The 25,928-nt window shown below is 52.4% G+C and carries 24 protein-coding genes and 3 tRNA genes; 16 read left to right on the forward strand and 11 right to left on the reverse strand.

Features of this window, described 5'->3' with window-relative positions; genetic code table 11:
* Window positions 1-253: 253 nt before the first annotated feature.
* The gene (locus tag INT21_RS14485) at window positions 254-1,132 is read left to right on the forward strand and encodes an alpha/beta fold hydrolase (RefSeq protein ID WP_193068080.1); all 879 of its coding nucleotides are present in this window, start codon (window positions 254-256) and stop codon (window positions 1,130-1,132) included.
* 34 nt (window positions 1,133-1,166) lie between these two features.
* Window positions 1,167-2,210, forward strand: coding sequence for a patatin-like phospholipase family protein (locus INT21_RS14490; protein ID WP_193068079.1), 1,044 nt, complete (start codon window positions 1,167-1,169; stop codon window positions 2,208-2,210).
* Window positions 2,211-2,219: 9 nt separating this feature from the next.
* Here the strand turns inward: INT21_RS14490 and INT21_RS14495 are convergent, their stop codons facing one another.
* On the reverse strand, window positions 2,220-2,786 hold the full coding sequence (locus INT21_RS14495; RefSeq protein ID WP_089038690.1) for a Smr/MutS family protein: 567 nt from the start codon (window positions 2,784-2,786) through the stop codon (window positions 2,220-2,222).
* 196 nt (window positions 2,787-2,982) lie between these two features.
* Here INT21_RS14495 and prmB point away from each other — a divergent pair, with 196 nt between their 5' ends.
* The 5 genes from prmB to phaC all read left to right on the forward strand — a co-directional run bounded on the left by prmB (window position 2,983) and on the right by phaC (window position 8,030).
* Complete coding sequence (prmB, locus tag INT21_RS14500; RefSeq protein ID WP_193068078.1) at window positions 2,983-3,942, forward strand: 50S ribosomal protein L3 N(5)-glutamine methyltransferase; 960 nt, start codon at window positions 2,983-2,985, stop codon at window positions 3,940-3,942.
* Window positions 3,943-3,955: 13 nt separating this feature from the next.
* A complete protein-coding gene (aroC, locus tag INT21_RS14505; protein WP_038482654.1) occupies window positions 3,956-5,047 on the forward strand; it encodes a chorismate synthase in 1,092 nt (363 codons plus the stop codon).
* Window positions 5,048-5,107: 60 nt separating this feature from the next.
* Window positions 5,108-5,518 (forward strand): hypothetical protein, encoded by a 411-nt coding sequence (locus tag INT21_RS14510; RefSeq protein WP_193068077.1) that lies wholly within the window; start codon window positions 5,108-5,110, stop codon window positions 5,516-5,518.
* A gap of 155 nt (window positions 5,519-5,673) precedes the next feature.
* Window positions 5,674-6,084: a phasin family protein gene (locus tag INT21_RS14515; protein WP_038482660.1), complete on the forward strand. Its 411-nt coding sequence runs from the start codon at window positions 5,674-5,676 to the stop codon at window positions 6,082-6,084.
* Between the two features lie 92 nt (window positions 6,085-6,176).
* Window positions 6,177-8,030, forward strand: coding sequence for a class I poly(R)-hydroxyalkanoic acid synthase (gene phaC, locus INT21_RS14520; RefSeq protein ID WP_193068076.1), 1,854 nt, complete (start codon window positions 6,177-6,179; stop codon window positions 8,028-8,030).
* Window positions 8,031-8,199: 169 nt separating this feature from the next.
* Here phaC and INT21_RS14525 read toward each other — a convergent pair whose 3' ends face one another.
* From INT21_RS14525 to INT21_RS20675, 4 genes are read right to left on the reverse strand one after another with little or no spacing between them, the layout of a single operon-like run.
* Window positions 8,200-9,390: an ABC transporter permease gene (locus tag INT21_RS14525; protein ID WP_193068075.1), complete on the reverse strand. Its 1,191-nt coding sequence runs from the start codon at window positions 9,388-9,390 to the stop codon at window positions 8,200-8,202.
* Entirely contained in the window at window positions 9,390-10,535 is a 1,146-nt protein-coding gene (locus INT21_RS14530; RefSeq protein WP_193061645.1) for an ABC transporter permease, read from the reverse strand. The genes INT21_RS14525 and INT21_RS14530 overlap by 1 nt, the downstream gene beginning before the upstream one ends.
* On the reverse strand, window positions 10,522-11,535 hold the full coding sequence (locus tag INT21_RS14535; protein WP_193068074.1) for an HlyD family secretion protein: 1,014 nt from the start codon (window positions 11,533-11,535) through the stop codon (window positions 10,522-10,524). The genes INT21_RS14530 and INT21_RS14535 overlap by 14 nt, the downstream gene beginning before the upstream one ends.
* The gene (locus tag INT21_RS20675) at window positions 11,532-12,965 is read right to left on the reverse strand and encodes a TolC family protein (RefSeq protein WP_193068073.1); all 1,434 of its coding nucleotides are present in this window, start codon (window positions 12,963-12,965) and stop codon (window positions 11,532-11,534) included. The genes INT21_RS14535 and INT21_RS20675 overlap by 4 nt, the downstream gene beginning before the upstream one ends.
* A gap of 423 nt (window positions 12,966-13,388) precedes the next feature.
* Between INT21_RS20675 and INT21_RS14545 the strand changes: the two genes are divergently transcribed.
* On the forward strand, window positions 13,389-14,753 hold the full coding sequence (locus tag INT21_RS14545) for a metal-dependent hydrolase family protein (protein WP_193068072.1): 1,365 nt from the start codon (window positions 13,389-13,391) through the stop codon (window positions 14,751-14,753).
* 280 nt (window positions 14,754-15,033) lie between these two features.
* Here the strand turns inward: INT21_RS14545 and lnt are convergent, their stop codons facing one another.
* The 5 genes from lnt to miaB all read right to left on the reverse strand — a co-directional run bounded on the left by lnt (window position 15,034) and on the right by miaB (window position 20,742).
* Entirely contained in the window at window positions 15,034-16,491 is a 1,458-nt protein-coding gene (gene lnt, locus INT21_RS14550; protein WP_193068071.1) for an apolipoprotein N-acyltransferase, read from the reverse strand.
* A gap of 37 nt (window positions 16,492-16,528) precedes the next feature.
* Window positions 16,529-17,422, reverse strand: coding sequence for an HlyC/CorC family transporter (locus INT21_RS14555; RefSeq protein WP_193068070.1), 894 nt, complete (start codon window positions 17,420-17,422; stop codon window positions 16,529-16,531).
* Between the two features lie 352 nt (window positions 17,423-17,774).
* Window positions 17,775-18,236, reverse strand: a complete 462-nt coding sequence (gene ybeY / locus INT21_RS14560) for an rRNA maturation RNase YbeY (protein ID WP_193068069.1) — start codon at window positions 18,234-18,236, stop codon at window positions 17,775-17,777.
* Window positions 18,233-19,312 carry a PhoH family protein gene (locus INT21_RS14565; protein WP_193061651.1) on the reverse strand — a complete coding sequence of 360 codons (1,080 nt, stop codon included), beginning with the start codon at window positions 19,310-19,312 and terminating at the stop codon, window positions 18,233-18,235. The genes ybeY and INT21_RS14565 overlap by 4 nt, the downstream gene beginning before the upstream one ends.
* An 86-nt stretch (window positions 19,313-19,398) precedes the next feature.
* Window positions 19,399-20,742: a tRNA (N6-isopentenyl adenosine(37)-C2)-methylthiotransferase MiaB gene (gene miaB, locus INT21_RS14570; protein WP_038482686.1), complete on the reverse strand. Its 1,344-nt coding sequence runs from the start codon at window positions 20,740-20,742 to the stop codon at window positions 19,399-19,401.
* A gap of 198 nt (window positions 20,743-20,940) precedes the next feature.
* On the opposite strand from miaB, the gene INT21_RS14575 reads away from it, so the two are divergent.
* From INT21_RS14575 to INT21_RS14590, 4 genes are all read left to right on the forward strand, one after another.
* A tRNA-Asn gene (locus INT21_RS14575) sits at window positions 20,941-21,016 on the forward strand.
* Window positions 21,017-21,085: 69 nt separating this feature from the next.
* Window positions 21,086-21,161: transfer RNA gene (locus tag INT21_RS14580), tRNA-Asn, on the forward strand.
* A gap of 39 nt (window positions 21,162-21,200) precedes the next feature.
* Window positions 21,201-21,276: transfer RNA gene (locus INT21_RS14585), tRNA-Asn, on the forward strand.
* Window positions 21,277-21,488: 212 nt separating this feature from the next.
* Window positions 21,489-21,851, forward strand: a complete 363-nt coding sequence (locus INT21_RS14590) for a metalloregulator ArsR/SmtB family transcription factor (protein WP_193068068.1) — start codon at window positions 21,489-21,491, stop codon at window positions 21,849-21,851.
* Here the strand turns inward: INT21_RS14590 and INT21_RS14595 are convergent.
* A complete protein-coding gene (locus INT21_RS14595; RefSeq protein WP_193068067.1) occupies window positions 21,843-22,787 on the reverse strand; it encodes a LysR family transcriptional regulator in 945 nt (314 codons plus the stop codon). The two genes, INT21_RS14590 and INT21_RS14595, sit on opposite strands and share 9 nt — an antisense overlap.
* A 127-nt stretch (window positions 22,788-22,914) precedes the next feature.
* Here INT21_RS14595 and INT21_RS14600 point away from each other — a divergent pair, with 127 nt between their 5' ends.
* From INT21_RS14600 to INT21_RS14615, 4 genes are read left to right on the forward strand one after another with little or no spacing between them, the layout of a single operon-like run.
* Window positions 22,915-23,688, forward strand: coding sequence for an SDR family oxidoreductase (locus tag INT21_RS14600; protein WP_193068066.1), 774 nt, complete (start codon window positions 22,915-22,917; stop codon window positions 23,686-23,688).
* A gap of 59 nt (window positions 23,689-23,747) precedes the next feature.
* The gene (locus tag INT21_RS14605; protein WP_193068065.1) at window positions 23,748-23,999 is read left to right on the forward strand and encodes a hypothetical protein; all 252 of its coding nucleotides are present in this window, start codon (window positions 23,748-23,750) and stop codon (window positions 23,997-23,999) included.
* A 46-nt stretch (window positions 24,000-24,045) separates the two neighbouring features.
* On the forward strand, window positions 24,046-25,227 hold the full coding sequence (locus INT21_RS14610) for a low temperature requirement protein A (protein WP_226912542.1): 1,182 nt from the start codon (window positions 24,046-24,048) through the stop codon (window positions 25,225-25,227).
* Window positions 25,224-25,883: a potassium channel family protein gene (locus tag INT21_RS14615; RefSeq protein ID WP_193068064.1), complete on the forward strand. Its 660-nt coding sequence runs from the start codon at window positions 25,224-25,226 to the stop codon at window positions 25,881-25,883. Before INT21_RS14610 ends, INT21_RS14615 begins: the two co-directional genes overlap by 4 nt.
* Window positions 25,884-25,928 lie beyond the last annotated feature (45 nt).

The following is a 25,928-nucleotide window of genomic DNA, read 5'->3' on the forward strand; positions in this document are numbered from 1 at the left end:
ACCAACCACCAACGCACTTATCACAGTAATCAAGAACACAAGGTTGCGAGCACGGGTGTCACGACGTGGTTTCATAGTCATTTTCCTGTTGGTCATCATCGTTAAGAGCATTTCGCAGTAGTTGCAGCACGCAAGCGTTATCCGCATAAAAGCGGCAGATGCGCTGCGCTTAGCATGGTAACGTTTACGCCTTAGAGCGTCATCTGACGTATATGACATTGCTTGGTTATCCGGCTTTTAAGAGATCCTGCTTATGAATGAATCGACCCACGTCGGTACCGCTGCGCAGCCGCTTTCCCTGGCGAATGGTCGGCTGGCGGCGCTTAGCTGGGGGCGTAGCACTGCGCCTACTTGGGTGGCACTGCATGGTTGGCTAGACAACGCGGCGAGCTTCAGTCGGCTGGCGCCGCTATTGGTGAAAGCACTGGATATTCGCATTGTGGCGATCGACTTCCGCGGTCACGGGCATTCGGCTCATGCGCCTGCAGGAAGCGACTATGCACTATGGGACTATACCCAGGACGTGCTGGATACCATGGAGTCATTAGAGATCGAAAAGGCGACGCTACTTGCTCACTCGATGGGGGCAGCCGTGGCTTGCCTAGTCTCGGCAGCGCTGCCTGAGCGGGTAGATAAGCTAATTCTGTTAGATGGCTTAGGAGCGCTAAACACACCTGCCGAAGAGACTGCCAGCCAACTACGCAAAGGGCTAGTGGCCTATCGGCGGCCGCTTTCCCGTCCTCCTCGTTATCCCGATGTTGAGAGTGCAGTTGCAGCGCGGGTAGCCGGAGGTGTCACGCCGCTGGACAGCATCACCGCCACGCCACTTGTCGAGCGCAACACCCAGGCCACTGCCGATGGGCATGTGCAAATGCGCACGGATAGCCGTTTGTTAAAGCCTTCCTTGGTGCGCTTTACGCCCCAGCAAGTGTTGGCGCTACTGGCGGAGATTCAAGCCCCGGTGCTATTGATAGAAGGGGAACGAGGTATTTTAGGCGAGCGGGACTGGGCAGAAAAAGCGCGCCAAGCAGTACCACAGTTAACGCGCCATGTACTAGCGGGTGGCCATCATCTGCATCTTGAGCCCCAGGCGGTTCATCACGTGGCCAGCACAATCAGTCAGCAAGCGTAGCGGGTACCTGATTGCTCGCGTTAGGAAGATGACGATGAAGAAAAAAGTAGCGCATGTTGTTAAAACACCTGTGGCAAGCAGCTGCTTGAATGGCGGTAATAAGGTTGCGCTGGTATTAGGGAGCGGAGGGGCCAGGGGGTACGCCCATATCGGTGTTATTGAAGCATTGGAAGCACGCGGCTTCGAGATAATTTCGATTGCGGGTTGCTCTATGGGCGCGCTAATTGCTGGTATTTATGCCGCTGGAAAGCTGCCTGAATACCGGGAGTGGGTGTGTAACCTGGACTATTTAGACGTGCTCAAGCTGGTCGATGTGACCTGGAGCCCAATGGGCGCCATGCGAGCGAATAAGGTCATGAGCAAACTTGAAGAGCTGGTCGGTGATAGATTGATTGAAGACCTGCCTATCCCGGTGACGACCGTCGCGACAGATCTGATTCGTCAACGTGAAGTGTGGTTTCAAAATGGCCCTTTACTCCAGGCAATCCGTGCCTCTATTGCCGTGCCGGGTGTCATTACCCCAGTACATGTGGGTGGCCAGGTACTCGTTGATGGCGGCTTGCTGAACCCACTGCCGATAATGCCGATATTAGCCACCCACGAAGCGGATTTTGTCGTGGCGGTTAACGTGACGGCGCACAGCCCACAACCGATCACCTTAGAGGAGTTGTTACCCCGCGAAGATACAAGCGACAGCCGCACCGCGTTAGAGCGCGACCGTGATGCTAATATTGGCGGTTGGATGGACGATGTGCGTGCCACCACGCGCCGCCTGTGGGATGGGCTGGGGGGCAGTAATGGTGAAGAGAGCGACGTTGATGAAACCGTTGACCTGCGTGGTCGGCGTGAGTGGGGTAAGCTCGATATGATTCTAGAGTCGTTTGATATCACCCAGGCGGCGCTGGCGAAGTATAAAATCGCAGGCTATCCGCCGGATGTATTGATCGAAATTCCCAAAACTGTTTGCAGCACTTACGAGTTTCACCGGGCCAACGAATTAATTCGGCTGGGTCGGCATCTTGCTGATGAAGCGTTAGAGCGCCGCATGCCTAGCATTGCTTCGGATGCGACCGAGTGACATAGCCGCCTACTGCCCGCGCTTGCGCAGCAGAATATACACCGCGCCTGTACCGCCATCGATATCGGTGGCGGAACAGAACGCCAAGACGCCGGGCCACTCTCTTAACCACGCATTGGTATGGCTTTTAAGCACCGGAAAGTCAGAGGTGGTGCCCCAGGCCTTACCATGCACGACTAGAACACAGCGCATGCCTTGTGCAGCGGCGTCGCGCAAAAAACTTTCAAGCTCAATCCTCGCTTCTTCTAGGGTATAACCGTGTAAATCCAACCCCGCTTGCCACGCGGTTTGGCCACGTTTTAACTGGCTTAAGGTGCGCCAGGGCAGGTCGGGCACGCTGAATTCCAGATACTCTGAGGGGCGTACCGCCTCTACTCGACCGTCGGTCGTGCGACCGCTGGTTTGCAGCGTGTTGCTCTCTACCGCCGCTTGTCGACGTGCTTGCTGGGCAGCTTCGTCGTTGCGCTTAGGCTTGCCGGGATCAGCTTGATTACTGGCAATACGGCGCACGCCTGCTGCCTGCAGCGCTTGGCGAAAGACACTGATATCGTCGTCATTGGGCAGGTGTCGCGTCATGGTCGGCTCAAATAGAGAAATGAAGTGTTAACAAATAAGCATAATTGAGAAGCGCACAGTATAGCGAGCTTGTCGTTGCTGTGAACCGTTCCTGTAAACCATAGCTGTGAACCGTTCACCGTGAACCACGCGCTGTGAACCAGACGGCGTCAAAGGTACAATCCTTCCATGAACTTTTTACACGCCAGGAGCCGCTGTGACTACGCATCTCAATGATGAGACCTCCCACTCAATGCTTTCGTTGCCGGAATCGGCATTGGTGAGCGAGCTTTTTACACTGCGCGATTACTTACGCTGGGTGTCCAGCGAGTTTTATCTGGCGGGGCTGCACTATGGGCATGGCACGGAATCGCCCTGGGACGAAGCCGTTGCGCTTTGCTTAGGCGCACTGCATCTGCCATGGAACGTCGACCCAGCTGTGCTGGATGCCCGCTTGCTGCCAATAGAGCGCGAACGCATTATCCGGTTAGCGCGAGAGCGGGTAACGACTCGCCGCCCGCTGCCTTACTTACTGGGCGAAGCTTTTTTTGCAGGATTCCCGTTCAGCGTTGACGAACGCGTGTTAATTCCGCGCTCGCCCATTGCCGAGCTGATTGAAGACGGCTTTGCTGCATGGTTCCCGGAAGAGCCGCCTGCCCGAGTATTGGACCTATGTACCGGTTCTGGCTGTATCGGCATTGCCACTGCATTGGTGTTGCCTACCTGCGAGGTGGCATTGGCGGATATTAGTCAGGATGCCTTAGCAGTTGCTCGTCAAAACATTACGCGTCACGACGTTGGTGATCGCGTGCGGGCTGTCGAATCCGATGTGTTTGATGGCCTGGAAGGGCAGCGTTTTGACCTAATCGTGTCTAACCCTCCTTATGTTGATGCGCGTGATCTGGCCACCATGCCTGCCGAGTTCCGCCATGAGCCTGCTCTGGCGTTAGGCGCTGGTAACGACGGGCTGGATATCGTGCGACGCATTTTGCGTGAAGCACGCCAGCACTTAACCGACGAGGGCTGGCTGATTGTTGAAGTTGGCAATTCCGACCGCCATGTGGAGGCTGCTTTCCCTGAAGTGCCCTTTATCTGGCTTGAATTCGAGCGTGGCGGCCAGGGTGTTTTTGCCTTGAGCGCCGCTGAACTCGACGCCCATGCGGCGTCTTTTGCGTGAGGAACTAACGCCCATGTCTGGCAATACCTTTGGCAAGCTATTTACCGTTACCACGTTTGGTGAGAGCCACGGCCCTGCTTTAGGCGCTATTGTTGACGGTTGCCCGCCTGGCATACCGATCAGTGAAGCAGACTTGCAGCTTGATCTAGATCGCCGCCGCCCAGGTAGCTCTCGACACACCACTCAGCGTAAAGAGCCGGATCAGGTGCGGATTCTTTCTGGCGTGTTTGAAGGCAAAACCACGGGGACGTCGATTGGTTTATTGATCGAGAACACCGATCAGCGCTCCAAAGACTACTCTAAAATCAAAGATCAATTCCGCCCCGCCCACGCTGACTACACTTACCATCATAAGTATGGCCATCGCGATTACCGGGGCGGCGGTCGTTCTAGCGCGCGAGAAACAGCCATGCGTGTTGCTGCTGGCGCTATTGCCAAGCAGGTACTGGCCGCGCAAGGAATTCAGATTCGCGGTTATATGAGTCAGTTGGGGCCCATTAAAATCGAATTCAAAACCTGGGACGCGGTAGGCGAAAATGCCTTTTTCTGCCCTGACCCGGACAAAGTGGCCGAACTTGAAGCCTATATGGATCAGCTGCGTCGGGATCAAGATTCCGTAGGCGCTGAAATTACCGTGATTGCCGACGGTGTGCCGGTCGGATTAGGCGAGCCGGTCTTCGACCGTTTAGATGCTGATCTGGCGCATGGTTTGATGAGCATCAATGCGGTAAAAGGGATAGAAATCGGGGCCGGATTTGGTTGCATTGCCCAGCGTGGCAGCGAGCACCGTGACGAGATGACGCCTGAAGGGTTTCTTTCTAATCACGCGGGCGGGGTGTTGGGCGGAATCTCCAGTGGCCAACCGATCGTCGCTCGATTAGCGTTGAAGCCAACGTCAAGTATTACCACGCCTGGGCGATCAATTGATATACATGGTCAGCCAGTTGAGGTAATAACGAAAGGCCGCCATGACCCTTGTGTCGGTATCCGTGCGACGCCTATCGCTGAGGCGATGATGGCAATCACACTGCTAGATCATTGGCTACGTCATCGTGGACAAAATGGAGATGTTAGCGTTGACACGCCACGTTTAGAACAACAATAACAGCACGGTGCGCTTGGCGTAACGCTGCTACACTCTAGGAAGATGGTTAAGGAGTCGCCTATGAAGATCAACGTTGAATTTGACCTGACACCGGATGAGTTTCGCCAATCACTAGGGCTGCCGGATGTTGAGGCGTTTCAGCAAAGCCTGCTGGAAAATATTCAGCGGCAAATGGAGTCAGGGGAAGATGGCTATGACCCTATGAATCTAATGCGTCCTTTCCTGCAGCAGCCGATGATGCAACAAGGTCTCTCCCAAGGGTTAGCTAACTTTGGCACGTATCAACAGATGATGTTGGACATGTTACGCAAAGCGGGTTCCTCCGGCAGCGGTGCCGAACAGGATGACGGCACAGATCAAGGCGAGTCTCAAGAGGCTGCTAAGCCAGCAGCGTCAGGTGGAAGCGCATCAAGTGCGAGAAGCTCCAAAGCGAAAGCGACGGCTTCTTCGCGTTCTCGCACTAAAGGGTAGAACTGTCATGTGAAATGTGTAGCGTGGTTGAGCGAGCTGCTAAGAATGTTGCAAAGCAGCATTGCAGCGTTTACTCTTTTTGCAGTGCAGCAATTTTGCCATGTGATGAGCCACTCCAGGCTCATGCCAAGGAACGAGAGACAGGAGCAGACACTATGCAAGATAAAATGATGGACGCCTTTAGTACCCAAACCCGCCAAATGTTTGAGCCAATGCGTAAGATGAACTCGCTGATGCTCAACAACATGGAAAAAATGACCCAGTATCAGCTGGAAGCAATGAAACGCTACAGCCAGATGGGCACCGAGCGCATTCGTAGCGCGACGGAAATTGACGATGCAGAAAGCCTGCGTGATTTTGGCACCAAACAAGCCGAAATGATGAACGAGCTTTCTCAGCAAATGCAGGAAGATGCCCGTGTCATGGGTGAGATGAGCTTGCAATTCAAATCCGAAATGGAAAAGCTGTTCAGCGAAGCTGGGCAGAAAATGAGCGAGCAAGCCACCTCTGCCACGAAAAGTGAACAGCCTGCGAAAGCGACTAGCCAGTCTTCACGTAAAAGCTAAACGCAACTATGTTCGCGGCGCCTTCAAGGCGCCGCGTTCTTTTGGATGATGTGCCTGGGCAGAAAATGCCAGCAGGTGAGGGGAGAGTGAGTATGCTGTCAGGGTGGAAAATGCCGTCTCAAGGTGTTTCTCAAGAAGAGCTTGAAGCATGGAAAGTGCAGCTAAGCGATGTCGGTGAACAGTACAAAGGACTGCTTGAGGATTTACTGTCACGGATAGCCCCCAGCGAAGCTGCTGACTCTGTCTACAGTGATATGCGCGAAAGCTTTGAAGCCGCCGCACAATCGCTTATGAGTAACCCTAACCTGTTGTGGCAAACCCAATCGCGCCTTATGCAAGATCAGTGGCTGCTTTGGCAACAGGGTGTGCGCGCTATGTCTGGTGAGCAGGTGACGCCATTGATCACACCTGCTAAAGGCGATCGCCGCTTTAAAGATGAAGCCTGGACGCAAGAGCCTTACTACTTGGCGATTATGCAGCAGTATCTGCTGTTTTCGCAGATGGTAGAAGAACTCATAGAAGACCTGGATGGCCTAGACCCGACGCAAAAGCGCAATCTGGCGTTTTATGCTCGGCAGTTGGTAAACGCCATGTCGCCGACTAACTTCGTATCGACTAATCCGGAAGTGATGCGCTGTACGTTGGAAACTCGCGGGCAGAACTTGGTGGATGGTTTGACGCGTCTGCGAGAAGACCTGGCGAACTCAGCCGAAGGTATCAATGTACGCATGACCGATCGAAGTGCCTTTGGTATTGGCGATAACATTGCGGTTACCCCGGGTGCCGTGGTGTATGAAAATGAGCTGATTCAGCTGATTCAATACACCCCCACTACGGAAAAAACCTTTAAAACGCCACTGTTGATCGTGCCCCCATGGATCAATAAGTATTACATTCTCGACCTGCGAGAAGACAATTCGCTGGTCAAGTGGATGGTGAATCAAGGGCATACGGTATTTCTGATTTCCTGGCGTAACCCAGGCCCAGAGCAGCGTGACATCACCTGGGCTGATTACATGCAAATGGGCCCCATTAGCGCGATGGAGGCCATTGAGCAAGCCTGTGGCGAGAAGTCAGTCAACCTGTTGAGCTACTGTGTGGGCGGCACACTAACCGCCTCTACAGTCGCTTATCTGACAAGCACGCGGCGTGGTCGCAAGGTGAAGTCCGTTACCTACATGGCGACGCTGCAAGATTTCCGCGATCCCGGTGATATTGGCGTATTCCTTAACGAGCGCGTGGTTGAGGGAATCGAAAACACGCTAGAAATGAAGGGGTATTTAGATGGCCGTTCAATGGCCTATACCTTTAATTTATTGCGTGAGAATGATCTTTTCTGGTCGTTCTATATCAATAATTACCTGAAGGGCGAAGTACCCGCAGCGTTTGACCTGCTGTATTGGAATACCGATGGCACAAACCTGACAGCAGGTACGCATGCGTGGTATCTGCGCCATATGTACTTGGAAAATCGCTTGGTCGAGCCGGGTGGCATTGAGTTGGACGAGGTGAAGATTGACCTTCGTAAAATATCGGCCCCCTGCTATTTCGTATCGACGAAAGAAGATCACATCGCTAAGTGGAACAGTACGTATTATGGCGCGCTGTTGCCCAAAGGGCCGGTGACGTTTGTGTTGGGTGGTTCTGGCCATATCGCGGGCATTGTGAACCCTCCTCATAAGAATAAATACGGCTATTGGACCAACGATGCGCTGCCCGAAACGCATGATGCATGGCAAGAAGGCTCGACCTTTAATGAAGGCTCCTGGTGGCCGCATTGGCAGGCCTGGGTGACGGAGAACGGCTATGCAGATCCTGATCCGGAAAAAATGGTGCCCGCGCGTCAGCCTGGAGAAGGTGGGCTAAGTGTTATTGAAAGCGCGCCTGGTCGCTATGTGAAAATGACGATTCCTGAGGTGCTGGGCGAACTCCCTGCCGCAGAATAATTTGCCACCATGGCATGATGGGCTGATGAAAAACCGTTACGTTTATCTTTACACTAACGGTAACGTTTAGAGTGGTAGAAAATGGCGGTGTGTCTCGTGCGGGTTGACCGATTGAGACATCACCGCCATTTGCGTCTCTACTATTAATACTCCTTCTGTTAGTAGCCCTTTATTCGTCCCTTTCAGCAATGTCACTGCAATGAGCTTGTCGTGGGCTTGGCTGGCGTTGCTGCCAAGCGAGCCACCAAAGCCATCCGCCATACAGAACGCATAATCCAACCAGTACGCTAATTTCCCGCCCGATACTGAGCAGTGGAGCCCCCATTTGGTTAATCGCCAAAAAACCTTGTATGCCAGGTTTTACAGGAATCAGTAGGCTTAGGGTGTCAAGCCACTTGGGCAAGCTTTCTGCAGGCCAAGCAAACCCTGCGGTGAAGACGATCGGTAGTGACGAGAGGAGCACCAGGACAGTGGGAAGTTCTGGTCGCGGAAGCAAGTAGCCAAGCCAAATGGCGAACAGCGTGGCGCTCATGAAAAATAGCACGCTGAAGACGAGTAATTCGCTAGGTGCAGCAACATGGGGGACACCATAAAGCTGAAAGAAAAAGCCAAAATAGAGCATGGCAAATAACAGGTAGATAAGCATAAAGGTGAAGAGTCGAAGCGGCAGTGCTAATGCAAGCGATGGCGCGGTTTGTCCCAGACGCCTGCGTGCACGATCTTTGATGGTTACGCTACCCGCGGCAATTAGCAGCGTCTGGTGCAGAATTAATACGAAGACAGCGGGCACAATGTAATTGATGTAGCCAGACGTGGGGTTGAACGCGGGCTTAGTAGTGATTCGCATAGGCATGATCTGACCGGGAATCTGAGCAGGGTTTTCCCCTTTCATTAAGCTACCAACGATTTGGGTTTGTACACTGAGTGTCGTCGCGGCCGTCAGCAAGCCCTCGACAACATTGCCGTAAATTAGAAAGTAACTGGCGTCCCCAGCGAAAGACAGGCTGGTAGGTCGACCTAAATAAACATCCCGCTCGAAGCCAGACGGAATAATCAGGAGTCCATGAACATCATCATTGGCCAGTAAGGCTTCTGCTTCCGCCATGCTGGAAGGCTGGGCGGCGACTCGAATTTGAGGAGCCGCATCTGCCATGCGGATAAGTTGCCGCGCTAGATGAGTGTGGTCATGATTCACCACCGCCACCGCTTGCTCTCCCGGCACACTCTTATGATAGGGAAGAGGGTAAAGAACGGCATAGAACAGTAAGCCGCCAACAATAACGAGCAGCACGGCCCGATCAGCAAATATATTCGCAATCTCTACCTGCCACGCTTGCCAACACCGTTGCCAGGCACTCATTAGGACACCTGCTCGGCAGGGTTGATGTTTAATTGTCTTGGTAAGGCATGAATGGCTAAGGGGAGTGGCAGCAGAAACAGCAGCAATATCAATAAGGGCGGTAGCAGAGTAGCCAGCGGTGCTCCGTGGTCAGCCACTGCTACCTGGAGTTCAATATAGTGTGTGGATGGCATTAAGTTACCCCAGACCCGTGCCAGCATATTCATATCGCCTCTTGGGAAGGTAATTCCCATAAAGGCAAAGGCTGGCGCTAGATAGGCGGCGCAAAGGCTTAGTGCGCGTACTTTGTTGGCAACCGCGGAGAGAATCAGCGTAGCCATACTTTGCACGGCCAGTACCATCAGTGCCATTCCGGCCACTAACCAAGCAAGGCTGTCCTCTGGTGACCAGCCGAGAAAGTAACTATACAGGCCCAGCATTAATACTCCCTGAAGCCAAAGCAGCAACGAAATAGGCGTCAGTAGTTGCCAAAGTGCGATACTTCTAGCGGAGAAAGTGGCTGGTAAAGGTGCTTTTTCGAGCCGCCAGCAAAGTGTAAGCAGCGTGGCGACAACAATCACAATTTGCCAAAGTGCGGGTGTGATCGTGGTGACTAAAAAGCGGGCATAGCTCATCCCAGAGTTATAAAGGGAGGTAATTTGTGGCCGCACGGGAGCCGCTGCGGCTACGGCTTGTGGTAACGCATAACCTTGACCAAGCCGCAATGCAACACCTGCTTCGGCGGCGAAGGTCATACCTGACTGAGTTAACGCGGAGGATATGAATTTTCCGGCCAGCAGGTATTGGCTATTGTAGAAAGCGACGACTTCAGGGCTGAGCGAGAGACGTAAGTCGCGGCCAAAGTCACGTGGAATGATCAATAGTGCTAAGACGTCACCACGCTGTAGCGCTTCGGCCCCTTCACTTGCCGAAGGATAGGGGTTAAGCATATCTAACGCTGGGCTGGCATCTAAATAACGCTGTAGCGAACGGGATTCAGCGGTATGGTCTAAATCGACTACGCCCACGGGCAGCGATTGTGGGGTGCCCATTTCAAATACGGCAATAAATAACAGCGTCATTAATGGGGGGAGCCATCCTGCCAGGGCTAGCAGCCAAGGCTGGCTGCGCAGCGCCTGCCAGCCATTCAGCCTAGTCGGTTCCATGTTGGCTACCTGACCGCGCATCCTCAGAAGGTAAATCAAGCAATACACTCATGCCTGCCCTTAGGCCAGGTACTGGCTCGACCGGGTGCATTTCCACTTCAAACGTGCGCATATCAAAGCCGCGCCCTGGCACCGTGGCACGCCAAGTAGCAAAGTCGCCCAACGCTGCGATGTGGCTGACTCGGAAGCGTGCCTGTTGGCCAAGAGAGGGAATATCCAGATCGAACTCGGTTCCTTGCGAAAAATGCTGTAGCAGGTCTTCACGCACATTAAATAGTGCCCATGCCTCATCTAAATCAGTAATCATGACCACTGGGAAACCCTGGGGTACCAGTTCACCTGTATTTAGTAAGACATTGCTGATGATGCCTTGATGGTGGGCAAACGCCATTGAGTCTTCAAGCAGTTCGTTGATCTCGTCGCGCAGGCTGGAGGTCATCTCTTCGCCAGCGCGGCTAGCGGTGCGTGCTTCTTCGCGAGGGCCAGCCTCTGCTAATCTAAGCACTTCCGCTGCAGTTACACGCGTCTGTTCCGCTACCCGTAGCAGTGTAAAGGCCTCGTCTAGTCGTTGGCGTGCCACAACGCCTTGCTCTGCTAGTACGCGAGTACGTTCGTAGGTTGTTCGTGCCAAGGTTTCTGCCGCTTGGGATTTCTGAAACTCACTGCGTGCGACAGCAATTTTTTCTTCCCGAGTACCGCCTTCCACTGCTTGTGCCAGCGAACGGCTGATCGTATCGAGTGCATCGACCTGGGTGAGTTTTGCCTCAAGCTCAGGGCTCTCAATACGGAATACCCGATCACCGACATTGACGCTATCTCCACGTCGTACGTCAATCTCTGCAAGCCGACCAGGTACTTTTGAAGACACCATATATTGTTGAGCTTCTATCTGACCCTGTAAGCGAAGAGGGGGTGTGCTATAGGTGTGCCAAAAAACAACGGATACTGCGATGGCGATCCCTGCCAATACGACCAGGATGAGAAATCTGCGCGTGGTCACGGAATTGGATCCCCCTCGCTAAGGTAAGCAAACAGTGATTCTTGTTGACCTGTAATACTGAGTAACTGGGTAAGTGACATGACGAACCGGAAGGCGGCAGCATCACGGCGCGTGTGGGTCGTGGATAGAAAGGTTTGGGCATCAATCACATCGAGTGCTCGACCAACCCCTTCTGAGAAAGCCAGTATTTGCAGGCGCAGGCTCTCTTCTGCCAACGCCACTGTACTTGCGAGGTCGTTATACTCTTCAAGCGCTTGATTCGCTTCACGGTAGTGTTGGTCGAGCAGCAATTCCAGCTTGCGGGAGGCGGCCTGCTGGCGATAGCGTAATTCCGAAACAGTGCTCACCGCTGCCTGTACTTTGCCACTCCGTCCGCTTCGGTCTACCAGTGGCATGCTGACGCCAACGCCAACTAGCCAGTCGGGCGTGAGATCGCTTGCTAAAGAGTCGTCTTCATAAAGGTTGTAGCTGCCAAACATGAAAATATTGGGATGATAAAGTCCACGGCTTGCCTCAACCACGCTTTCAGCCTGTGCCTGGGTATTAGCTAATAGCCTGAGAGCAGGGTGGTCGGCTAGCCCTGGTTGAAAATGCCCAATTGGCGGCAGCGACGCAAGCGTAAACAGGGGAGACGTAGGCGTTGGGCCCGGTGAGTGACCTCCTAAGCTAGATTCAGAAGGTGCATAGTGCACCAACGACGCTAATGCTTGCTGGGCGCTATCACGCTGTTCGCGAATAGCACGGGTAGTGATGCGTGAACGGTCATAGGCTGCTTCGGCGGCTAAGCGTTCTACCCGGGCAATTTGATACTGCTCTTCAAGTGCACGAGCAGAGCGGTAATGCTGAGCAAGGGTGTCTTCAGCTTGCTGTTGAGTCGTCAGCGCACGCTCTGCCATGACTAGTCCGTAATAAGCGGTTACTAAATCCATGAAGCGGACGCGGTAGACCTCTTCAAGTAGTAGGGAGGCTTCCCGCTCTTCCAGTGTTAATAGTTCCCGCGCAGAGCTGATTTTGCCCCCCGTATAGAGCGGCCAAAACATCGCTAACGAGCTTCTGGCAACATTGCGGTTAGTGACCGGTGTACGAAATGCATTGGGACCACCAATAAGGTCAACTAACAGTTGGCCAGGCAAAGAGTCAGCGACGCTGCTAAGCGGATTAAGCGCAAGTGCATCTACTTCAATTGGGTCATCGAGGTGGGTATAAGAGCCTAACAGGTCTATTTGCGGCAGCAGTAAATTATTGCGGGTGGAAAGCAGTGCAGCGGCGCGTTGTTGGGCAGCTTGGCCTGCGGCAACGTCATCGTCTTGGCTGCGCAGTTGTTGCCAAGCGTCTTCTAGTGCGAGTGGTTGTGCTTGAGCAGATTGGCTGGGTGATGCTGTGGCTATCACAAGTAGTGATGCCCATAAAAAAATGCCCGAGCTTTTCACAACTCATCACCTCATTTGTTGTTTATTAAAAATGTTAAACCACAATGTAGGTGTTAAGTGCAATAAATGAAAAAAGTTTATCGGAAATTCGTTGGTTTTCGTTGACCGTCACTTAAAGCTTTAGTGAGCTATGTTAGCTCGCTAGCATTCATCGCAAGTTTTCGATAAAGCGACTGTTATGAAATTGCCTGTTGGGAAATTTGAGATATATTAAATAGCATTAAGCGATGAAATGCTGACTTAGTCTTCTGGGTTTAAGTCTTGAAAAGTTGCTTGTACTTCTTACCGCTAAGCGAGGCTCTAGCCATGCCCCCAACTGCCCGTTCTTTATTTTCGCCAGTGTTAACAGATGCCCACGTTCATCATAGCCACGGGGCATGCTGTTGTGGGTCGCCGATATTGCAACGCTTTCATGAACGGGTGATGGCAGAGATTACCCGTCGCCAAATGATTGGGGGAACAGCGGCGGTGATGGCACTTTTCGCAGGTTTACATGTGCCGTTTGCCGTTGGGCAGCAGCCAAAGGCCCATGATGGACCTCTGCTGTTAACCAATTTTAAGCTGTTTGATGGCAACGGTGGCCCGCTGCGTGATGGTGTATCAATCAGGGTAGAAGATGGCCGTATCGACGCTATTCTAGACGGTAGTGGAGAGGTAGAAGGTATTGATGTCATTGATTGCGGCGGTCGTGTATTGATGCCCGGTTTGATTGATGCCCATTGGCACACCACCCTAGCGGCCATCTCCCAGATGGAAGCCATGACTGCTGATATTGGCTATGTGCATTTGGTGGCAGCCAGAGAAGCAGAACGAACCTTAATGCGTGGTGTGACTTCAGTTAGGGATGTAGGGGGGCCGTCGTTTGCGTTAAAGCGTGCTATTGATGAAGGTATTGTGAATGGCCCTAGGATATTTCCCGCAGGGGCGATGATTTCTCAAACATCGGGCCACGGTGATTTTAGAATGCGCCATGACGTACCTCGTGGCAGCACAACACCGCTAAGTGAAGTCGAGCGTCAGGGTGTTGCAATGATTGCGGATGGTGAGGCTGAAGTGCTCAAGCGCACACGTGAGCAGCTAATGCTAGGTGCCTCGCAGATCAAATTGATGGCTGGCGGTGGGGTCGCGTCGGTTTACGATCCATTAGACAGTACCCAGTTTACGGAACGAGAGCTACGCGCAGCGGTTGAGGCTGCCGATGATTGGGGCACCTATGTGATGGTGCATGTGTATACGTCACGTGGTATCCAGCGCGCTCTGCGAGCCGGCGTTAAGTCGATTGAGCATGGCCAATTGGCCGATGAAGAATCGGTAAGAATGATGGCTGGAGAAGGCACGTGGTGGAGCCTTCAGCCTTTCCTGCAAGATGAAGATGCTAATGTTTACCCTGATGCTGCGCGCCGAGAGTCTCAGCGCCAAGTGTCTGAAGGTACCGCTCGTGCTTATGAAATGGCACAGCGGTTTAATGTGAAAACTGCCTGGGGTACCGACATTCTCTTTAGCCCTAAAAACACCCCGAATCAACTGCGGCATTTGGCAAAATTAACGCGCTTTTATGATCCGTTAACAGTGTTGGCAATGGCAACAGGGCATAACGGTGATTTGTTGTCACTTTCAGGTCCGCGTAATCCTTATCCTGGTGTACTTGGGCGCATTGAACCAGGTGCACTAGCTGATCTCTTAGTCGTAGATGGCGACCCAAGTCGCGATCTTGAGTTTCTAAAAGACCCAGAACGTAACTTACGCATGATTATGAAAGGCGGGCGAATTTATAAAGAACAGCTATAAAAAAGCGCTGAATATAATTCTTAAAAATTTTCAGTTAAAGCGATATTTTATTACTTGGTGATAAGTGCCTGAATAAAATTAAGCGGGCACTTATCATAGGTAGCCATTGTTTCGATAGTATCTACATTCTTGCAACGTATGCATAAGCACTTGGCTGCTCGGATGTTGTGGGAGGGAGCTTTAGCTTTGGTTCGACACTTCGACGATGATTCAACTGATTTGCATGGCTTCGCAGGGGCGGCTACGCCGCCCCTGCCCGCTGGAAACGGCCTCCTTGGTTTTAACGCTTGCGTATCAAGCCCGGTAACAGTAGCAGGCCAGCGAATAGCCATGCAGGCCAACTACCCGTGCGGGTAAACGGTGTTGCCCCTTCCATGGCGTAAAATTCGCCAATAAGGTAGGTGGTTTCAAATTGCGCAGCGCTATCTACCAGCTCGCCACGGGGATTAATAATCGCGGTAATGCCGTTGCTGGTAGCGCGCACGACATAACGACCATTCTCTAGCGCGCGCAGGCGGGCCATTTGCAAGTGTTGGTGGGGGCCAATGGAAGCGCCAAACCAAGTGTCATTGGATACCGTCACAATCACGTCGCTGTCTGCTGCGCGTTGTGCAACCAACTGTGGGTAGATAATCTCATAACAAATAGCGTTGCCAATTGTCACACCGGCAGCCTGCATGGGCGTTTGTTCGGAGGCGCCTTTAGAAAAACTCGACATCGGTAGATCAAAGAAATCGATAGCACCCCGTAACACGCTTTCAAGCGGCAGGTATTCACCAAACGGCACTAGATGCTCTTTTTGATAGCTGCCTTCTACGTTGCCAACACCAATCACACTATTGAAATAACGGTTGTCTTCGTCGAGTTGAACAATGCCGGTTAATAGCGCGGTGCTTGGCGGTAAGTTGGCTTGTACGCGCTCTAACACCGGGCGAGCTTGGTTGTCGATCATTGGCAGGGCGGTTTCGGGCCACAGAATGAGATCGGCATCATCCGCGACACGGCGGGTTAAATCGCTATAGGTATTGGCTGCTACGCGCTGGCCTTCGGGGGTCCACTTTAATAGCTGGGGCAGATTACCCTGAAGTAGCGCAACGCGCGTGGGCTCGCTTGCTGGTGTCGTCCACAGTGAGGGTAGGGCCAACGGAACGAGCCAGATAGCGGCTAATGGCAGCGCTGCCCACCATTGGCGTCGCAGCAGTTCAGCGCCTAAGGTGCCTGTGAGCACTACCAGCAGGGAAAGTAAGTAAACGCCGCCTACTGGTGCCCAGTTGGCCAGCGGTGAATCCACATAGCTGGAGCCAACCAATAGCCACGGAAAGCCGGTAAACAGATAAGTGCGTAGTACTTCCCCCAGTACCCATGCCCCTGCAAAGCTAGCCAATGCCCAGCGCGGGCTGCAAAAACGTCGATAAAGCCAAAACGTGCCTGCAAAAAAGAGGGCTAATACGGACACAAACAGAGCAGTCAGAAATACCGCCAGGGGAACGCCGGTATAGCCGTAATCGTGAATGGATACATATACCCAAGAAGTGCCGCTGGCAAAGAGCGCTACGCCGTATAGCCAGCCTTTTAGTGCTGCTTGAGCAGGACTTAATGTATGCAGGCCAACATAAAGCAGGCCGATGGCGATGGGCCCTAGCCACCATAATTCAAATGGTGAAGCGGTAAGCGTCGTGAAACCACCGGCCACGAGGGCAGCCAGCAGCTGGAGTGCAAAGGTGGGCGTCAACCCCATGGTGATATCCTATCGGCAGGTTGAAGTGGGCGGTTGACTAGCCGTCGCTGTCGTCGCCATCGGTAGCATTTTCACTGGTGTCATCGCGATAAGCTTCCAGTAACCGAATGCGTCGATTATCGGCATTAAGAATGACGAACCGCCAGCCGCCCAGGCTAGTATGTTCGCCACGGCCTGGTAAGTGGCCAAATTGTTGCATCACAAGGCCTCCGACAGTATCGAATTCGTCATCAGAAAATTCGCTGCCAAAGCGTTCGTTGAAGTCTTCAATTGGTGTGAGAGCACGAATGGCGAAGTGGCCATTGTCCAGCGTGCGGATATCGTCCTCTTCATCGGTATCGTGCTCATCTTCGATATCCCCAACGATCTGCTCCAGAATATCTTCGATAGTAATAATGCCAGCCGTGCCGCCGTACTCATCTACCACAATGGCCATGTGGTTATGGGTGTCACGGAATTCCTTCAGCAAGCTGTTTAGGCGTTTGGACTCGGGAATAAACATTGCCGGGCGCAGCACGTCTTCCAGCTTAAAGGCATCACGGCTTTCTTGCGTTTGAGAGAGCAGGGGGAGCAAATCTTTAACCAGTAAAATACCTTTTACATCGTCAAGATTCTCGCCAATGACCGGATAGCGGGAGTGCCCTGTTTCTTGGATCAATGGCAAGTAGCCATCGCTGGTTTGGTCAAGGGTAATTGCCGACACCTGAGAGCGTGGAATCAATATTTCACGCACTTGCTGATCGCTGATCTCAAGAGCGCCTTCAATAATCATAATAGCGTCTTGATCTAGTTTCAGTTTCCCTGCGGTGTGGCGTAAAAACGTCATTAGCTCATCGCGCGAGCTAGGTTCGTCATTGTCTCCGGAAAGGGCGCCAAAGAGTTTCTCGAGCCAGGATTTTTGATTTGAGTTGCTCGATCGGTCTTCGCTCATTGCGTCTAATCTCTCTATTACGTGCAAATAGTGACTTGCAAATAGTTGTGTGCAAACAGTACGTCAAAGCACTACTTAAAAACAGCTATGAAACCTCTGATTAACTACGCTTGGCCATACTGCGTTAAAAATCGCCTCGTGCGCGAGCCCGGTCAAAATGCTCATTTACAGCCCGTAAACTCGAACGCGAGTCCGATCCTTTTTTCGTTAATTTTTGCCTTGTCTGGCCTGCGCTCATCACATTAATCAGAGGCTCCCTATGTGAAGATGGCTACGGGCAAGCAGTCTGTCGTTTTATCACTGAGTCGGGGGATACACCACCCTAAAAGTAATTATCGATCAGGTTAACAGCTTACTCGTGATACGGGTCAGGAATATTGAGAGTGGCAAGCAGCTCGCGCTCTAATTGTTCCATTTCTTCCGCTTCTTGCTCTTCAATGTGGTCATAGCCCATTAAGTGCAGTGTGCCGTGCACCACCATGTGTGCGTAATGATGCTCAAGAGGCTTCTGTTGTTCTTGGGCTTCATGGGCAACCACGGCATGGCAAATAATCAGGTCGCCAAGTAACGGTAAACAGACGCCGGGAGGATTCTCAAAAGGAAACGAGAGCACGTTGGTTGATTTATCGTTACCCCGATAATCTCGATTGAGTGCTTGGCTTTCTGCTTCATCCACAAAGCGAATCGTCAGCTCTAAGCGCTCATCATCGGGGTGGCGTGAGAAGACACAGCCCACCCAGTGGGTGAGCTGCTCAAGGGTGGGAAGCAACGGCTCATTGATGGCCGCCTGGCGGTCAATCACGATGTTACTCATCGAGGCGCCTCTCCTGCGCGTTCAAGTGCTTGCATGCGGGCTTCGCGCTCCTGTTGGCGAGCTTCACGGCGAGCGCGCTCTTGCACTTCCTGCTGCGACTCAAACTCGTCATAGGCTTCGATGATCCGCTGAACCAGCGGGTGACGCACAACGTCTTTCGCAGCAAAGTGGGTCACGCCGATGCCGGGGGTTTCCTTGAGAACATCCAGCACCTGTGAAAGACCAGAGCGCTGTCCGCGAGGCAGGTCTACCTGGGTAATATCGCCGGTAATCACCGCTGTTGAACCAAAACCAATCCGTGTCAGGAACATCTTCATCTGTTCCGGCGTGGTGTTCTGGCTTTCGTCCAGGATGATGTAGGAGTTATTCAGCGTACGCCCACGCATATAGGCCAGCGGGGCAATCTCGATCACTTGACGCTCAATAAGCTTAGCGACCTGTTCGAAGCCGATCATCTCGTACAGTGCATCGTAGAGCGGGCGGAGGTAAGGGTCGATTTTCTGGGCAAGGTCGCCAGGTAGAAAGCCAAGCTTTTCGCCTGCTTCTACTGCTGGGCGAACTAACAGAATGCGGCGTACTTCCTGCTGATTTAGTGCTTCTACCGCCGCGGCAACCGCCAAGTATGTTTTTCCCGTACCGGCAGGCCCAATACCGAAATTGATATCGTGCTCGCGAATGCTTTGTACGTAGCGCTGCTGATTAAGGCCACGAGGCTTAATCATGGTGCGCGGTGTACGCATAATCACGTCATCGCTGTTGATGTCGCTATCATCCTCTTCTTCTAGCGCTTCTAAGCCAGATTCCTGAAGGAAGAGGTGAACTGTGTCTGCTGCAAGTTCTTCTGCCGCAGTTTCACGGTAAAGGTGCTCAAGCACGTTAGCGGCGGCTTTGATCCGGTTAGCGGCGCCGGCCAGCTGAAACACGTTGCCACGGTTGCGCAACGTCACGTCCAGGCGGCTCTCAATCAGTTTTAGATGCTCGTCCTGTTGGCCGCAGAGGCTAGCAAGGCGCTGCGGATCATTGGGTTCAAGGCTTAGGGTGATAATGCGATTGGCCTGAGGTGATGGCTGGCTCAAGAGTAAGAAACCCATTAGTTGATGTATGTGAGACTCAGCTTACTGCCCCGGCGATGCCGGGGCAATTACCTAGGATAAGTGAGCAGTTAATAACGCTCTGGAGAAGCGAGATCGCCGCGCAACGAGTTGGGCAGCGCTTCGGTAATCTCCACGTCTACAAAGTAGCCGATCAGTTCTGTTGGGTTGGCTGCCCGGAAGTTAACCACGCGGTTATTTTCGGTGCGCCCTGAGAGCTGTCCCGGGTCTCGCGGTGAGAAACCGGATACCAACACCCGCTGGGTAGTGCCTACCATGCGTCGGCTGATTTGCGCTGCCTGCTGCAGAATTCGCTCCTGCAAAATGGCGAGACGCTGTTTTTTGACACTTTCCGGCGTTTCGTCTGGCAGGCCGGAGGCGGGTGTGCCTGGGCGTGCCGAGTAAACGAAGCTGAACGAGTGATCAAAGCCGATGCGATGAATCAGATCCATCGTTGCTTCGAAATCCTCTTCGGTTTCGCCAGGGAAGCCGATGATAAAGTCGGAAGAGAAGCTAATATCCGGGCGGTTGGCGCGGATCCGCTCCATCTTCTCGATGTACTCTTCTGCGGTATGGCCGCGTTTCATCGCACTTAAAATACGGTCAGAACCTGACTGTACCGGTAAATGTAGGTGGCTCACCAGTTCCGGAATGTCGGCAAACGCATCTACCAGGCTATCCGTAAATTCCACCGGGTGAGAGGTCGTAAAACGCACGCGATCAATACCATCCACTGCAGCAACGCAGGCGATTAGCTCGGCAAGGTCGATCTCATCGCCCTCGTCATTTTCACCGCGATAAGCGTTCACGTTCTGGCCAAGCAGGTTAATTTCTCGCACCCCTTGATCGGCTAAGTGAATGACTTCATCAATAACCGATTCAAAGGGGCGGGAGACTTCTTCACCGCGGGTATAAGGCACCACACAGAATGTGCAGTATTTCGAGCAGCCTTCCATGACAGAAACAAAAGCGGTTGCGCCATCAGATTTTGGCTGCGGCAGGTGATCAAACTTTTCGATTTCTGGAAAAGTGACATCGACCGCAGCAATCTGGTTGTTATTGCGCGCATCCAGCATTTTTGGCACGCGGTGAAGCGTCTGTGGGCCAAAAATCATATCGACAAAAGGCGCGCGCTTACGCAGCGCCTCACCTTCTTGGCTTGCCACACAGCCGCCAACACCAATCACGAGGTCTGGATTGGCGTCTTTTAGCTTTTTCCAGCGACCCAGTTGATGAAACACCTTGTCCTGGGCTTTTTCGCGAATAGAGCAGGTGTTCAACAAGATAACGTCAGCTTCTTTTTCGTTATCGGTCAATTCCAGCTGGTGAGATTCGCCGAGCAGATCTGCCATACGCGAGGAGTCGTACTCGTTCATTTGGCAGCCGTGCGTTTTGATAAAGAGCTTCTTCGCCATCGGTACCTGTCATCTATGAGTCGTCGGGGGACGAGGGATGAATGAAAACATGACTGCAATCGTAATGGGCAGTGTAACGTACAGCCATTGAATGGCGGCATTATACGGACACAAGAAACCCGGGGCTAGCCGTTAACCTATAATCGATACTTGACCCGAGCGTTTCTATCAGTATACTACGCACCGTGTTTGAGCAGTTCCTCGATAGCTCAGTTGGTAGAGCAAATGACTGTTAATCATTGGGTCGCAGGTTCGAGTCCTGCTCGAGGAGCCAACATACTGAAGTAAGTTATATGAATGCTTTCAGTGGCTTCGCTCAAAACACAGCAGCAAAATGTAATGTTCCTCGATAGCTCAGTTGGTAGAGCAAATGACTGTTAATCATTGGGTCGCAGGTTCGAGTCCTGCTCGAGGAGCCAAATTGCTGTTCTGCTTTAATTACCGCCTACGGTAAATGTTCCCCGATAGCTCAGTTGGTAGAGCAAATGACTGTTAATCATTGGGTCGCAGGTTCGAGTCCTGCTCGGGGAGCCATTCTGTTTTTTCTTTTCTTTTAGTCTCACCTTTCTAGTAAGCATTCTCTCGCAGTCGCTAGCCTAAAACGACCATTTCGCATCTCTACGACCTGTTTATAATAACACTCAATGCCCTCGCTCAATGTTCTATGGCATCCTGGGTGATTTTTTGTGTCTACCGGTTAGGAGCGTATAAACTGTTTTGGCTACTCATTTTTTTGGAAGGTGTCCGTGGGAAAAGCTGCCAGCCTGAATGCACTGCAGGTGTTCAAGTGCCTAAGTGACGAGACACGGTTAATGCTGGTGCTCTTGATCGCCAAAGAGCAATCGCTGTGCGTGTGTGAAATGACCTATGCGCTAGAAGAGTCGCAGCCTAAAGTGTCGCGTCATTTGGCCCAGTTGCGGCAGTGTGGATTGCTAATCGATCAGCGAGAGGGGCAGTGGGTTTATTATCGTTTGTCGCCTCAGCTACCTGGATGGGCGCAAGATATTATTTGTGCAGGCGCTGAAGGCAGTCCGGTGCGGTTGAACACGCTTACTCAGCGATTAGTTAAGATGGGTGATCGGCCGACACGGCGGGCAGCACTATGCTGACTTGTCAGTGCTCTCTCTTTGTGTAGAGCTTTGCGAAATAACGCCGTGCCCCTCAAGTATGCTTTCCAGCCAGTGTAAAAAAACACGCACTTTGGGGGATAGGTTACGTCGTTTGGCGAACAGAAACGAGAGTGGAATAGACGGTGGTGGTGTGTCAGGCAGTATCTCTTTGAGCTCGCCTCTTTCAAAAAGATGACGTACATCATAGGTGGGCACCTGAATTAAGCCAAGCCCAGACAGGGCCGCCGCGATATAGGCCTCAGCCCCGTCGACGGTAATGGCACTACGCATTTCGATTTCTACCAAACGTTCACTCTGCTGGAATTCCAGTGTCGCGGTTGAGGCTGGAAGTTGGGTGGAGTAGTTGACCATCAAATGAGAGCTTAGATCATTAAGCTTCTTTGGTAACCCATGGTGTGCCAAATACTCGGGGCTAGCGCAAGTTACGAAATCCACTTCGCCAAGTGGGCGGCAAACAAGGTCTGAATCTTCTAGTATTCCAAGCCGCAGGACACAGTCGACACCATCAGCGATCAGATCCACCATTCTATCGCTTGCACTAAGATCAATAGCCAGAGAAGGATGCTGGTCTATAAAGCCTGGTAGTGCAGGGAGGATTAGTCGACGAGCTATGCGACTTGGAATATCGACGCGCAGTCGCCCACTTAGGCGCAAGTTGCCTTGCAAGAACATCTGTTCAGAGGCCGCTACTGCATCGATGATATCCTGTGCCGTTTCTAGAAACCGCCTACCGTCCTGGGTTGGAGCGACCTTACGGGTGGTACGGAATAGAAGCTGCGTTTGCAGCCTGTCTTCCAATACCTGGATTTCCGTTGAGACAGTAGAGCGCGGGATAGCCAGTGCCTCAGCTGCCCGAGTGAAATTCCCACTCTCCATCACTTGGATGAAGATTTGCATTTGCCTGATGCGATCCATTGCTATTGTTCGTTAATTCCGACAGGTCATGTTGATATTCGCATGTTTATCATGATCAGACAACGCGTCATCTTATCCGTAGGCCGTGATGTTGAGCGGTGATGATACTTAACGTGAGGGATGAGTGATGTCTATTAATAGTATTGAAGGTAAGGTAGTGCTGATCGCTGGTGGTGCGAAGAACTTGGGTGGCTTGCTTGCGCAAGAATTTGCAAAAGCGGGGGCCAAGGCTGTAGCGATCCACTACAACAGTGATTCTGCTAAGCAGGCTGCCGAGCAAACCTTGGCCTTGATTCGGGCGGCAGGAGCCGAGGCAGTCGCATTCCAAGCTGATCTAACTAGCGCGGCAGCCATGGAAAAACTCTTTCAGGATACTGTTGCTGCAGTGGGTAGGCCCGATATTGCCATCAATACCGTCGGTATGGTGGTTAAGCGGCCGATTGCCGAAGTGACCGAAGAGGTTTTCGATCAGTCTTGTGCAGTTAATGTTAAGGCAGCGTTCTTTTTCCTGAAGGAGGCAGGTAAGTACGTTAACGATCATGGCAAGGTCTGTACTCTTGTGACGTCACTCCTGGGGGCTTACACGCCATTTTATGCGGCTTATGAAGGGTTAAAGGCACCTGTTGAGCACTTCACGCGGGCGGCATCAAAAGAGCTTGGGGAGCGGGGTATTTCTGTTACTGCGATTGGGCCAGGGCCGATGGATACGCCTTTCTTTTACCCTGCTGAAGGTGAGGATGCTGTTGCCTACCATAAGACGGCTGCGGCACTTTCGCCTTTCTCAAAAACCGGCCTGACTGATATTGAGGATATCGCTCCTTGGATCCTTTTCATGGTATCTAGTGGATGGTGGATGACTGGCCAGACAATTCTTGTCAACGGCGGCTATACCACAAAATAAATTGGGTGGCTGACGAATATCACCGCCGGCTACCTTTTTAGATTCAAAGGAGACGTTTCATGCATACGGTTATGGTCATCCTCGCTGGATTGGTATTGTTGGCGGTTTTTGTCGTCTTGGCTCGTATTGCTTCAATCCGATTCGCGCGGCTTCTGCCTGTATATCTCGTGGTCTGGTTAATTTGTACTGCTATCAATATGTGGATTGGTGTCAGTCAGGCGGGCTACAGCGTGATGCAGGAGCTGCCGTTCTTGTTGATCGTTTTCGCTGTTCCGGCGGTGGTTGCTATTTTGTGGTCGCGGAGAAACTAAGGAGGGTTCCAGGGATAACTGCTGGCGATAACAGAGGGAAGATTTCATGATGGTAACAGCTCTTCATAGGCTCGCTCCAAAGACTGCGTTGCGTAATATTGGTTTAGGCGAGACCCCACATGTGACCAATGTCGAGCTTTTCTTTGACTTGGTCTATGTTTTTGCAATTATCCAGCTTTCACACTTCCTATTAGCCCACGACAACTGGGTAGGTGCGCTTGAGGCCGTTACGCTTTTCGCGGCGGCTTGGTGGGCGTGGAATTACACGTCATGGGCGACTAACTGGCTTGATCCCGATCATGCCAGTGGGCGCGTTCTGATGATTGTGCTCATGGCTTGCGCACTGCTGATGGCGATTGCAATCCCGTATGCTTTCTCCTCTCGTGCAGGCCTTTTTGTGGGTGCTTATGTTGCCATGGCGCTGATACGTGCGGGCTATATGTCCATCGTTTTTCGTGGTGAACAGATGGGGAGAAGCTATGCACAGCTTTGTGCATGGAGTGCGATATCGGGCTTGTTCTGGGTTGCTGGCGCTCTGATCCCCAGCGCTAGATTAGAGTTGTGGATCATTGCTGTAGTAATCGACTATTCCGCGCCCTATGCTGGTTTTTGGTTACCTGGTAAAGGAGCCACGCCCATGGATAGCTGGCCCTTGCGCGGTCTGCATCTTTTGGAGCGCAACCAGCAGGTCTTTATTATTGCGCTTGGCGAATCCATCCTGCTTTTGGGGGGCTTGCTCGTTAGTCAATCTTTGGGGGCTGGTGTCATCGCTGCTGCGGCTATCGGCTTTTTGTTGATTATTACGCTATGGTGGATCTATTTCGTACATCTTGCTGAGGCAGGCGAGCACAGCTTTGAACATGCGGCTGATCATACGCGGCTGGCTCGGGCAGGTTTGGCCTATGCCCACGGAGTGATGGTCTGCGGCGCTATTGTGGTGGCCGTCGCTATCGAGCTGATCGTTGCTCATCCGTATGATGCCATTCATACCACAACGGCGTTGTTTGCTTTCGCTGGTCCAACGATCTTTTTGGTAGGATCGGCAATGTTTCATCGCACCATGGCCTCGAAACTACCCGTCTGCTATCTGCTTGCCGGGGTGGCTCTTGCGGCTTGGGCCTGGCTGGTATTAACAATGCATCTGAATGGCTTGTGGTTGGGAGGCGGGGTCTTGGTCGTGATGATCACCCTGGCAGCAACCGCCCATCGTGAAGGGAGGGCAGCATGACAAGTGCTCCCGCTCGGCTTGGTGGTTTACGGGTGACAATCGGTCTTTTACTGGCGATTTTGTTGCACAATTTGACCTACCCATTATCGGGTGCAGAGGGTATCTGGCCTGCGCTGTTTTATTTTTTTTATGGGTCTATCTTCGTCGTAGCAACCTTTTCGCTGTTGGCTGGCCGACGTTTGCGCACACTGGCGGTTGTCAGTGGAGTGGCAGTGATCGTGGCTGGACTGACAAACTCCTATACTCCGGGTACTTATACCACTCTGGCGGTTTATCTTACCTCTATCGCCTATCATCTTGTCATCGGAGTGGTGCTGGCACTCTATATCTTCCGCGCGACCGAGATGATGTCCGATGTGCTAGTGGCTGCCGCTTCGATATATCTGGTGATCGGATCAGGTTTTACAGCGATCTTTGCGCTGATTGAATGGATCGTGCCAGGCTCTTTTGTAGTGTCATCAGGGGTGCCGATTAACTGGCAGCAACTGTTTTATTATAGTTATGTCACGTTAACACCCGTGGGCTATGGCGATATCGCCCCGCAAGGGTTCTACGCCCAGTCGTTTGCGATCTTCGAGGCAGTGATTGGCGTGCTATATACGGTGATTCTGCTGTCGCGCCTGGTAGGCCTTCAGACGAGCACACAGCCAAAGTAGCCGTATCTACCCAGAAGCCGTCTCAAGAAGCTTTATGAAAAGTAA

Origin of the sequence: Halomonas sp. 3F2F, from assembly GCF_014897805.1 — a bacterium.
Taxonomy (GTDB): domain Bacteria; phylum Pseudomonadota; class Gammaproteobacteria; order Pseudomonadales; family Halomonadaceae; genus Vreelandella.

What these genes read in the sequence shown, in the direction of transcription:
- INT21_RS14495 (WP_089038690.1), bottom strand. Translation starts at nt 2,786, where the DNA reads ATGACGCGACACCTGCCCAATGACGACGATATCAGTGTCTTTCGCCAA.
- ybeY (WP_193068069.1), bottom strand. Translation starts at nt 18,236, where the DNA reads ATGAGTAACATCGTGATTGACCGCCAGGCGGCCATCAATGAGCCGTTG.
- INT21_RS14525 (WP_193068075.1), bottom strand. Translation starts at nt 9,390, where the DNA reads ATGAGTGCCTGGCAACGGTGTTGGCAAGCGTGGCAGGTAGAGATTGCG.
- INT21_RS14530 (WP_193061645.1), bottom strand. Translation starts at nt 10,535, where the DNA reads ATGGAACCGACTAGGCTGAATGGCTGGCAGGCGCTGCGCAGCCAGCCT.
- INT21_RS14615 (WP_193068064.1), top strand. Translation starts at nt 25,224, where the DNA reads ATGACAAGTGCTCCCGCTCGGCTTGGTGGTTTACGGGTGACAATCGGT.
- phaC (WP_193068076.1), top strand. Translation starts at nt 6,177, where the DNA reads ATGCTGTCAGGGTGGAAAATGCCGTCTCAAGGTGTTTCTCAAGAAGAG.
- INT21_RS14605 (WP_193068065.1), top strand. Translation starts at nt 23,748, where the DNA reads ATGCATACGGTTATGGTCATCCTCGCTGGATTGGTATTGTTGGCGGTT.
- aroC (WP_038482654.1), top strand. Translation starts at nt 3,956, where the DNA reads ATGTCTGGCAATACCTTTGGCAAGCTATTTACCGTTACCACGTTTGGT.
- INT21_RS14595 (WP_193068067.1), bottom strand. Translation starts at nt 22,787, where the DNA reads ATGGATCGCATCAGGCAAATGCAAATCTTCATCCAAGTGATGGAGAGT.
- lnt (WP_193068071.1), bottom strand. Translation starts at nt 16,491, where the DNA reads ATGGGGTTGACGCCCACCTTTGCACTCCAGCTGCTGGCTGCCCTCGTG.
- INT21_RS14600 (WP_193068066.1), top strand. Translation starts at nt 22,915, where the DNA reads ATGTCTATTAATAGTATTGAAGGTAAGGTAGTGCTGATCGCTGGTGGT.
- INT21_RS14555 (WP_193068070.1), bottom strand. Translation starts at nt 17,422, where the DNA reads ATGAGCGAAGACCGATCGAGCAACTCAAATCAAAAATCCTGGCTCGAG.
- INT21_RS14490 (WP_193068079.1), top strand. Translation starts at nt 1,167, where the DNA reads ATGAAGAAAAAAGTAGCGCATGTTGTTAAAACACCTGTGGCAAGCAGC.
- miaB (WP_038482686.1), bottom strand. Translation starts at nt 20,742, where the DNA reads ATGGCGAAGAAGCTCTTTATCAAAACGCACGGCTGCCAAATGAACGAG.
- INT21_RS14515 (WP_038482660.1), top strand. Translation starts at nt 5,674, where the DNA reads ATGCAAGATAAAATGATGGACGCCTTTAGTACCCAAACCCGCCAAATG.
- INT21_RS14545 (WP_193068072.1), top strand. Translation starts at nt 13,389, where the DNA reads ATGGCAGAGATTACCCGTCGCCAAATGATTGGGGGAACAGCGGCGGTG.
- INT21_RS14610 (WP_226912542.1), top strand. Translation starts at nt 24,046, where the DNA reads ATGATGGTAACAGCTCTTCATAGGCTCGCTCCAAAGACTGCGTTGCGT.
- INT21_RS14485 (WP_193068080.1), top strand. Translation starts at nt 254, where the DNA reads ATGAATGAATCGACCCACGTCGGTACCGCTGCGCAGCCGCTTTCCCTG.
- INT21_RS14510 (WP_193068077.1), top strand. Translation starts at nt 5,108, where the DNA reads ATGAAGATCAACGTTGAATTTGACCTGACACCGGATGAGTTTCGCCAA.